The sequence below is a fragment of the Sphingobium sp. genome, assembly GCF_003248505.1.
In the GTDB taxonomy this organism is placed as follows: Bacteria; Pseudomonadota; Alphaproteobacteria; order Sphingomonadales; family Sphingomonadaceae; genus Sphingobium.
The window spans coordinates 1-9,537 of the sequence record NZ_QFOA01000096.1 but is presented as its reverse complement, the minus strand read 5'-3'; the positions used below and the strand labels follow the sequence as shown (position 1 = coordinate 9,537).

The following is a 9,537-nucleotide window of genomic DNA, read 5'->3' as shown; positions in this document are numbered from 1 at the left end:
TCTGGGCTTCATCTTCGTTCCTTCGTCACTACGACGAAGCCCAGATCCTCCTTAAATCACAACCTCAAATCTGTGCCATTGGTGCTGACGGCGGACAGGCAACATCGTCTATCTAGCTGACGATGAGCAGCAGGCCGAAACGGTGGCCGCCATCCTGAATGGTCTGCTCCCCAGCGGCATGGTGATATTCCTCCCCTCCAGTGATGCACTTCCAGGCGACAACGCCCCAGCATCACCGGCTAATTCGGGTTGTCGTGTGGCGGCACTTCGCCGGCTGCGGGCGGCACAGGCTGGAAAGGCCCCAGCTTCTTTGGCACTTGTCCTCAGCGGTGAGGCCGCCAGCAGACGCTACCCACCGCCCGAAGCCTTCGATAGCGCTCCTCCAACCCTCAGAAAGGGCGACGAGATCGCAACGGAGAAGTTCTCTGAATTGGTTTCATCCCTAGGCTATTTCCACGACGACCGGATCGATGAGCCCGGTGAGGTCTCCGTCAGGGGTGACGTCATCGACATTTTTCCGGCAGACGCCGGCTCGCCGGCTCGGATTGAGCATGCGGAGGGCAAGATCGTGTCGATCCGCGTCTACGACCCCATCACTCAACGCTCGAAGTCGGAGCTCGAAAGTCTCGAAATCGGCCGCGCCGCCGAGCCGCCGGTGGAGCAAGCCGCTTCGATCTTCGACCACCTGCAGCCCGGTAACATCGTTTTTGGTGAAAAGGCAGATAGGCGACGGCAGCGCTATCTCCGATTGGCTGAAGACGCAGCGGAGCGTGGGAAGCGAGAGATCGATGCGCTTAGCGAGGAACAATGGTCTGCAGCACTGGCCCCTTGGCGACTAACCGACCTCGAGGCCGAAGCTCAAGAAATTCCGCGCTTTGCAGAGGCGCGCAGTCCAGCGACGGCGCTGGCACGCTTCATCAAGCCGAAGCTCAAGACTCATGCCCTCGTCCTAGCCGGAAGCGAGCGCGATCTGCGGTTCCTACGCCCCAGGCTCGCGAAGAAGCTGACACTCGAGATCGGCAGCGCTGCAAGTCTGGCGGACCTCGTGTCCATGCATTCTGGCGACGTCACCGCAATCGAGCTTCCAGTCGAAAAGGGCTTCATCGACAGCGAGCGGGTCGTCGTCGCTGCGGCAGATGTGCTTGGGAGCCGTGCGTTGGTCGCCAATGCACCATCGTCTGCGGCCGATCCATGGGCTTATGTCAGGTGTGAGGTTCGTGTCGGAGATATCGTCATCCATGAGGACCATGGGATTGGCCGGGTTATGGGTCTGGAGCCTTCGCCAGCCAGTCAGTCCGGGCAGAGTGAGTTGATCGCTCTGGAGTATGCTGGTGGAGCCAGACGGCTTGTCCCTATCGACGAGGCGGATCGCATCTGGCGATACGGCGCGGACGCTGACGCCGTGACCCTGGATAAGTTAGACGGATCGTCCTGGGAGAAGCGCCGTCGTTCGATCCAGGATGCTATTGAAGAGAGCGCAAAGGGCCTGGCGGAACTTGCCACCGCCCGCGCGCGCCTCACGGCGCCAGCGGTGGATCCCGATCCAGTGCTTTATGAGCGTTTCGCGAATGGATTCGAATTCAACGAGACCGCTGACCAGGCGAGGGCAATCAACGCAGTGCGCGATGACCTTTCCAGCGGCAAGCCTATGGACCGCCTAGTCGTCGGGGATGTGGGTTACGGCAAGACCGAAGTTGCCCTTCGCGCGGCCGCGTTGACCGCGCTGGCAGGTTTCCAGGTCATCGTCGCCGCGCCGACTACCGTTCTCGTTCGACAGCACCTGGAGAACTTTCGCCGGCGGTTTGAAGGTTCGGGTATCGTGGTCGAGGGTCTGTCCCGCCTGTCGAGTGCGGCCGACAGGAAGAGGGTCAAGGCGGGTATCGCCGACGGTTCGATTCATGTCGTAGTGGGGACGGGTGCCGTAGCCGGCAAAGGTGTGCGCTATCGGAACCTCGGACTTGTGGTCATCGACGAGGAGCAGCGCTTCGGCACTTCCGACAAAGCACGGCTGCGGGGATCTGGGGACATTCATCTGCTGTCGCTCAGCGCGACGCCCATTCCTAGGACCCTTCAGATGGCGATGGTCGGGCTGCAGAAGATATCCATCATCGCGACGCCTCCCGCTCGTCGACAGCCAATCCGCACCAGCCTCGACACCTTCGACGACATACGCGCGCGGACGGCATTATTGCGGGAGAAGGGACGGGGCGGACAGAGCTTCGTCGTCGTGCCACGGATCGAGGATATGGAAGGACTGGCGAATAAGATCTCGCGCATCGTCCCCGACCTCTCGCTCTTGCGGGCCCATGGGAAGATGCCTGCCGCTGACATAGACGAGGTGATGGTTCGCTTCGCCGATGGCGAAGGGGACATACTGCTTGCGACGAACATAATAGAGGCCGGGTTGGACGTGCCACGCGCCAACACCATGATAGTCTGGCGCGCCGATCGGTTCGGCCTGGCTCAGCTGCATCAACTGCGCGGACGGGTCGGTCGTGGTAATCGGAGAGGGCAGGTGATCCTCCTCACCAGTCCCGAAGACAAGATTGGCGAGCAGACCCTCAAGCGACTGCGGACCCTCGCGACCTTTGATCGGCTCGGCGCCGGTTTTGACATCAGTGCTCGCGATCTGGACATGAGGGGAGCTGGTGACCTTCTAGGCGACGATCAGGCAGGGCATATGAAACTTATCGGCACGGAGCTCTATCAGCACCTCCTTGGCGCCGCGCTACGGCAAGCGCGTGGCGAGACGGTGGAACATTGGTCGCCCGAGCTGAACCTTGGAGAGGAAGGCAGTTTTCCGGAGAGTTGGGTTCCCGAACTTGATCTCAGGCTCGAACTCTACGTCAGGTTGGCGCGCATGAAGACGGAAACTGAACTCGACGCCTTCGAGGAAGAGCTCATCGACCGCTTCGGACCGCTACCGAAGGCTGCGGAGCGGCTGATCGGATGGGCGAGCGTGCGTCTCGCTGCCAAGCTGCTTCAGGTGGAACGCATTGATGCAGGCGCCGCTGCTATCGCGCTCACCCCAAGAAGGGGCTTCGATGCTGATGTTGGGCAGATCGGTCTCGAAGAGAAAAACGGCCGATACCTTCTACGGGAGAAGACGTCCGAAGCCTCGCGATTGCAGCGCGTCCAGTCGCTGCTCAACGCCTTGGGCGGCTAATTAAGCACTCCCGCGCGGAGCCGGCGCCTCGCTGCCGGCTCCCTATTTACGAGAACTGCCGACGGAGCGGCACGAGAATGTCTTCGATCAGGGGTGTGCGATCCAGTCGGAGCGCAGCCCGCCGGATGACTATGGAGATTGGCGCCCGATCTGCCTGACCCATCCCCATCTGAAGGGAGCCGCCCATGGAAGTTTGCTGTGCGCGTGTCTTCCAGGTGCGGTATTCACCCCCGGAAACGAATGCCGCGATCCCAAGGTGCGTTAGACGCTGTGTCGGATCGATGCGCTCCAGGGTCGCGGCAGCGTAGCGAAGTGCGGACTGGAGGCGTTCCCGCACGATCTCCTCGATAATCAGCATGCCTCCGAACCCGCTCATGCGGTCCTTCGTCTCGGTGTCCTCAAGCGAAAGGCGGAACGCGACCGCCCCCTGCTCGGTCAGTCGGATTGATCCGCCCCGATCCTGCTGGACCAGGAGGTCAGGACCATCGAGAGCCACGACGCTCCCCTTGGTCCGGTCAAGGAGACGGCTATCGCCGAACAGCGCCTTCTGTTGCAGTTCCTCCCCGAGGTCGGGGCTCTCCATCTCGATGGGGCGCAGTATCTGTTGGAAGGGGCCGCCGACGATCACGAGTTCGAGCATCGTTGCCGAATGCTGGTTCTGCCTTTCGACCGGTATCAACGCCTTCGCTTTTGCGATCAAACCCTCCTGATCGACCGGGCCTGTCGCGTTGGATAGAATGTAGTCGTGAAGTGACTGCGTGATGGCTTCGTGCAGATCGGTCGCATCCCTGAAGCCACGACGGAAAAGACCGCCTTCCCACGCCTGCACCTCCTAGATGAAGGCGCTCTGTTCGGGCTGCGCCTCCACGCCTTGCTGGATGAATGCCAGGATCGGCTTAGTCCCGCGCGCCTCCCGATATTCCTGATGTGTGGCGGAGATCGCTGAGCCAGGGGGAACGAAACCGTAGTCCGGTCCGAGGATATGGACGACGAGGTCGGCCGCCCGCCCGCCCTGAAGGCAGGCAACCTGCGACGAGTTCGGCTGAGCGGGGAAGTCTTCAGCCATGATGACCTCGTTGCGCAAGGTCGTGATCGCTTTTCGTGCCGCATCACGGAGCGCTTCGTAGCGAGTGATCAGTGAACTGACGAAGACCTTCACCTGACTCTCCAATCTGCCTTTGCGGCGTATTAGGGAATTGCCTCCCGGTCGAACTGAGAGGCGCCCAGATTGATCCAGTCGACTAGGCCGCCATCAGTTCGAAAGGCGACCAGTTGCGGGCGGCGGAGGTTTCGAAGAAGACAACGTCCTGCTCCGAGAGACGGATGAGCTGCTTCGGCTCGATCGCCACGCGCTCACCGGCGCGCACCATCCACACGAGACTGTCCACGGGGCAGTTTGCCCGTGCAAGAAGAGAAGCGGTGTCGATCACTTCGGCGTCGATGCCGAGGAGCTGACCGTCAATGTCGACGATGTGGCGCAGTCCGATATCCGAGAAACCCATTTCTGATCTCCTTCTTCCGATAAATAGGAGATTCGCACGCGCGGGTGTCAGAAGCTGTCACCCCCATGTTCTCGAAGGAGACAAAGTGCATTTACTAGCGTCATCTCCCCGACCGTCCTGCACGGCGTCTCTAGGAGGAGTGGGCTGGCGAATACGACCGCCGAAGCCTGCGCGCGGGATACGGCGACATTGATGCGGTTCAGGGAGAAGAGGAAGTCGATGTCCCGCGGCAATTCCTCACCGCTCGAGGTTGTCATCGACACAAGGCAAACCGGAGCTTCTTGACCTTGGAAACGGTCGACAGTTCCCACGCGTATTCCTGAGGGCAGTGCCGCACGCAACGCGTTCACTTGGGCATTGTAGGGGGCGACGACCAGAATGTCGCCATGTGCGACCACACGTTCCGCGCCGTCGCGTCCGCGATAGGTCGACCCCAGAACCTTAGCGATGTGAGCCCCGATAGCGTCGATCTCCTCGGGACAGACCTGCGATCGCCCGGTATGGGTTACGCTCCTGACGCCGGCTCCAACGAGTGAGGTGCCGTCAGCGCCAAGGAGCGCCTGGGTGCCAGCCGCATCGTCGGGATGGAGGCGTTCCTCGTAGACCGCAGCGGATATGAAGCTGCAGATCAACGGATGCATTCGGCGGCTTACGGGCATGAAGATGCCTCTGTCTTCCGGCACGACGCGATGCCCATCTATGAGATACTCGAGACAAGATTCACCGCTGCGTCCGGGATGCGTCCCCTGTAGCGGCTGCGGCAGCTGCATCGGATCGCCCACCAGGACGAGATTGCGCGCCGCTCTGGACATCGCCATGATGTTCGCCAGTGAGACCTGCCCGGCCTCGTCTACGAAGAGATAGTCGAATGACGGCGCATCGTAGCGGGCGAAATGCCATGCCGTCGCGCCCATCACGTCGGCGGTTTCAATCTCAGGCGCATCATTCGACTGAACAAGCGTTATGCCAGGATGAGAGTCGTCGTCCCCATCGTCGTTCGCCTTCTGAACGACCCGGCACTTGACGCCCTCGCTTGCCGCCCGGTCAGCGATCGCCTCGAGCAGATTGCCGATGGCCTTGTGACTGTTGGAGGAGACGGCGACGCGTTTGCCGGCGCGGATGAGATCAACGATTGAAAGGGCGCTGACATAGGTCTTGCCAGTTCCAGGCGGCCCCTGGATCGCGAGCGTCGTCCCGTTCATGTCCGCGATCGCCGCGCTCGTTTGGGAAGGAAGGTCGCCATTGGGGTCGATGATCCCCGCTGTGCGGGAGCCGCTGCGAAAGACGGGTGGATTACGGGTCAGGAGCTGCTCGACTGCAACCGCGCGACCCGTGTCCTGGATTATGTCTTCGGTGACTGCCGACACCGCATTGCGGAGCGTGGCATTCGCGATGGGCTTGCCGGGAATGAGGTCAAGCCGGTCAGGAAGCGGGCCCTTTGCGGTCGAGCGGCGCAGAACCAGCGTTCCAGTGGTGGCGTCGAGCTCCCGGAGATCGATGTCCTCGGGCATCGCAGCCGGCTTGACGCACGGCTTCTTGCCGGCACGGAGCTTCGTCTCCTGCGCCGGGAAGCGGTATGTCCGCTCGAACGACTTGGCGGTCACTTTCACCGGGTCGCCAATGGCTTCGAGCCCCTGGATGCATTCGAGGTCGTCGAGGAGATCCTCGCTCTCCTGAGCCAATCGATCGAAGATCGCCCACCAGGCAGGCTTGTCCTCGCGCTTGTGGAAGAAGTTCAGGTCGAGGAGGAGATCGGCCACTTCGTCACCTAGTCGGGCTCGGACGGGGACCAATCGCGTCTGAAGCGCGTCAATCTCAGCGTCCTCCTCCGCCACGTTTGACAGCGCACCGGCTTCGGGCACTTCGCCCAACCTTGGCCATGGCATGTCGGCCGGTCGCACGTCGGCGACTAGCCAATCGCGTAGCAGCTGCGTCGAGATGCAGTCGGTCCTGTTGTAGTCGTAGATCTTTTCAAGGAGAGCGTTGTCACCAGTCTCACGCCAGTTCTCGTAGAACACGACGCTCGCACCGGCCGTGGCGACGTCTGCATCGCGCTTCGGCATGTAGAACGCCTCGAGGTCCTTGATCGAATAGCCCTTCTCCGAGGCGATCAGCGATCCTGATACGACCTTGAATAAGTCGACGAAGCGACGTTCGCGTTGGAGCTGGTCCATCGCGGCCTCACCCACCCGATGGGCAGCCGTCAGGCGGCGAAGCGCCGCAATCTCGTAGTTCGCGTAATGGTAGATCCGTGCGTGGGGATGCGCACGCAGGTGATCGACGAAGAATTCCAGTAGATCCGCGACCGCTTGGCCTTCGGCCTCGCGATCATGAGCCCAAAAGGCGCGGAACGCCCAGTCCCCTTCGTCGCGGAACCAAACGCCGTGCAGATACTCTAGACCGCCCTCGTAGTAGGGGTCGCCCTCTATGTCGTAGAACAAGTCACAGTCGTCAGGCTGGGGCAGGAGACCGAAGCCTTTGCCCGGCTGGAAGTCGCGAAGTTCAAAACCGGGGGGACCACCTGCGCGGCGCTTCCGCTGTAGCTTCGCCTGCGTTGTCAGTCGCGACTGCACCTCAGGCGACAGCTTCGGAACCCTGCCTTCGACATCAGCGAGACCGTTAAGAGTCGAGATGCCGAATGCCTCGAGCTTGCCGCGTTGGGACTTGGTGATGCCGGCGACGAGCGACAGGCTGTCCGTCTCTTCCCATTCGGAGCGGCAGTGATCCTTCCACCTGCAAAGGCTGCATCCGGAAACGGGATCGGATCGGGTTTCGGGACGCTCGTGAAGGAACGTCTCGAAGACGTTTCGGGCATTTCGGGCGTAGGAGGCTACGTCAGCCAGCCGGACGGAGAAGCGCGAACCATCACCGAGTTGGAGGTGCGCAGCTTCCGGGCGCAGTTCCTGAACATCCGTCAGCAGGTCGGAATAGAGGGACAGCTGAAGAACGTGCTTCGGATCCGGCTTGCGCTTCAACTTCGTGTCGACCACCTCGTAGGACCAGGGACCAATTGCCGACGGCCGGTCAATTCGTTCCAGGAAATCGGTATAGCCGCCCCAGGCACCGCCTAGTAGCGCTCCCTGAAATATGACGTCCGGCCCATCATGCATCGCTTCGATCGTGAGTTCGACCGAGCGTTCAAGGGGTATGCCGTCCTTCGGTATCTCCACGATCGATCGGCCAGTTTCGCGGAGGCCTTCGAGGAACGCGAGCTCATGGGCGTCGCCCTGACGTTGGAGCAGAACCGCCTCGTCACCATCGGCCGCTGGCTTCACGTCGCCCACTTCCATCAGTCTCAGATCAAGCGTCGTGGCGTGCCTGCACCCCTTGAACCGCATCAGGTCGGAGGCGGAAAGGCGAAGTTTTCCGTCGAGCATGCGCATTATAATTCCCCTTTGGACTCGGAATAGCATATATGGGTGACAAAATCTGTCGGGGTTATCGTCTTGGCCTTTTCGAAAGCGCAGGAACTGCTGAGGCTGGCGATGCTGGCGACTGGACGCCGTGGCGTGACGCTGGAGGACATCCAGGAGGAGTTTGCATGCTCTGAAAGGACAGCGCAGCGTATGACCTTCGCGCTGCAGGCTGCCTTCCCCCAGACTGACTATTCGATCGGCGATGACCGAAGGGCGAGATGGAACATTCCTGCTCGTGCCATTGCTCCGCTCCTGACACCCTCGTCCGAGGAACTCGTCGCACTGGCGGAGGCTATCGTTCAGCTGGACCACGCGGGCATGCCGAAGGAAGCCACACATGCTCGCAGCCTGGAGCGGAAGGTGAGGGCGCTGATACCGCCCGACAAGGGAACGAAGCTCGACGTGGACAAGGAGGCGATCCTAGAGGCGCTCGGACACGCCGCCCGTCCTGGACCCCAGCCTGCCGCCGACGAAGACGTTGTGGAGGCGATCTACGAAGCGTTGAAGGGGCCGAACCTACTTCGTATCATCTATCGGAGGCGGGACGAGGACGAGCCGAGCGAACGTATTGTCGCCCCTCATGGCCTCCTGCTCGGCGTGCGCCGGTATCTTGTCGCGCGGGATACCGGCAAGGGTCCGGAAGCCAATCTGCGACACTACCGGGTCGAAGAGATCTACGAAGCGGAGATGCTCGCCGGATCTTTCGAGATAGATCCCGGATTCAATCTCAAACGACATGCCGAGAAGGGCTTCGGCTCATATGAGAGCGAACGCGAGTTCGGTGAGGTAGTTTGGCGCTTCACGCCGGATGCAGCCGCTCATGCGCGACGCTTCGTCTTCCACCCCACTCAGTCCGCGGAGGAGGGAGAGGATGGATCGCTCACCGTCAGCTTCATGGCGTCAGGGTTCCTTGAGATGACATGGCACCTCTATCAGTGGGGGGATGCCGTGGAGGTCTTGGCGCCGCAAGGGCTCCGCGAGATGGTCCATGAATACCGGCGCGTCTTTCCGGCTCTGCCCTAACGATGACGTCGACTAGCGAATTTAAAGTGGGAAGAGCCTGCATGAGTTACCTTGACGACCTCATCGAAAATGGAACCGGCTTCCAGGTCCGTCGGAGTGCGGCCGGCGCGTCCTTCCGGCCGACCGGCGGATCGGACGCAGAGATGGACGCGTTCCAAGCCGTCGCGAGGAACCTGCTTCGCAACGAGGGCGACGGATACCGCGTGGCCAACACCCACAAGACCAGCGACCGGGCGCAGGACCTTTTCGACACCGTCATAGTGACGATCGACGAATAGCGAAGCGCTCCTTCTGTCGCGCACGAGCGCGGATGGGTGACAGTTTCTGTCATCCACTTGTGAGACTCATTACTTGACGGAAACGAAGGAGTGATTCGTGGGAACGCTCAAGATCATCCATAGCGCCGACTGGCAGCTCGGGAAGCCGTTCG

General features: G+C 61.3%; 7 protein-coding genes. 3 read left to right on the top strand and 4 right to left on the bottom strand.

Annotation, left to right across the window (positions count from 1 at the left end; all coding sequences use genetic code 11):
• Nucleotides 1–310 precede the first annotated feature (310 nt).
• Nucleotides 311–3,166, top strand: coding sequence for a helicase-related protein (locus DI606_RS18120; protein ID WP_293985293.1), 2,856 nt, complete (start codon nucleotides 311–313; stop codon nucleotides 3,164–3,166).
• Nucleotides 3,167–3,212: 46 nt separating this feature from the next.
• Here DI606_RS18120 and DI606_RS18115 read toward each other — a convergent pair whose 3' ends face one another.
• From DI606_RS18115 to DI606_RS18100, 4 genes are all read right to left on the bottom strand, one after another.
• Nucleotides 3,213–3,806 (bottom strand): hypothetical protein, encoded by a 594-nt coding sequence (locus DI606_RS18115; RefSeq protein WP_293985292.1) that lies wholly within the window; start codon nucleotides 3,804–3,806, stop codon nucleotides 3,213–3,215.
• A gap of 192 nt (nucleotides 3,807–3,998) precedes the next feature.
• On the bottom strand, nucleotides 3,999–4,325 hold the full coding sequence (locus DI606_RS18110) for a DUF4062 domain-containing protein (RefSeq protein WP_293985291.1): 327 nt from the start codon (nucleotides 4,323–4,325) through the stop codon (nucleotides 3,999–4,001).
• 82 nt (nucleotides 4,326–4,407) lie between these two features.
• Nucleotides 4,408–4,668, bottom strand: a complete 261-nt coding sequence (locus DI606_RS18105) for a hypothetical protein (protein ID WP_293985290.1) — start codon at nucleotides 4,666–4,668, stop codon at nucleotides 4,408–4,410.
• Between the two features lie 47 nt (nucleotides 4,669–4,715).
• Nucleotides 4,716–8,051 carry a TM0106 family RecB-like putative nuclease gene (locus DI606_RS18100; RefSeq protein ID WP_293985289.1) on the bottom strand — a complete coding sequence of 1,112 codons (3,336 nt, stop codon included), beginning with the start codon at nucleotides 8,049–8,051 and terminating at the stop codon, nucleotides 4,716–4,718.
• 126 nt (nucleotides 8,052–8,177) lie between these two features.
• Here DI606_RS18100 and DI606_RS18095 point away from each other — a divergent pair, with 126 nt between their 5' ends.
• Nucleotides 8,178–9,107: a WYL domain-containing protein gene (locus DI606_RS18095; protein WP_293985288.1), complete on the top strand. Its 930-nt coding sequence runs from the start codon at nucleotides 8,178–8,180 to the stop codon at nucleotides 9,105–9,107.
• Between the two features lie 41 nt (nucleotides 9,108–9,148).
• Nucleotides 9,149–9,385, top strand: a complete 237-nt coding sequence (locus tag DI606_RS18090) for a hypothetical protein (RefSeq protein WP_293985287.1) — start codon at nucleotides 9,149–9,151, stop codon at nucleotides 9,383–9,385.
• The last annotated feature ends 152 nt before the right edge of the window (nucleotides 9,386–9,537 follow it).

Excerpts from the sequence above, each read along its gene's own strand:
- DI606_RS18115 (WP_293985292.1), bottom strand. The coding sequence starts at position 3,806 with ATGCTCGAACTCGTGATCGTCGGCGGCCCCTTCCAACAGATACTGCGC.
- DI606_RS18105 (WP_293985290.1), bottom strand. The coding sequence starts at position 4,668 with ATGGGTTTCTCGGATATCGGACTGCGCCACATCGTCGACATTGACGGT.
- DI606_RS18100 (WP_293985289.1), bottom strand. The coding sequence starts at position 8,051 with ATGCGCATGCTCGACGGAAAACTTCGCCTTTCCGCCTCCGACCTGATG.
- DI606_RS18090 (WP_293985287.1), top strand. The coding sequence starts at position 9,149 with ATGAGTTACCTTGACGACCTCATCGAAAATGGAACCGGCTTCCAGGTC.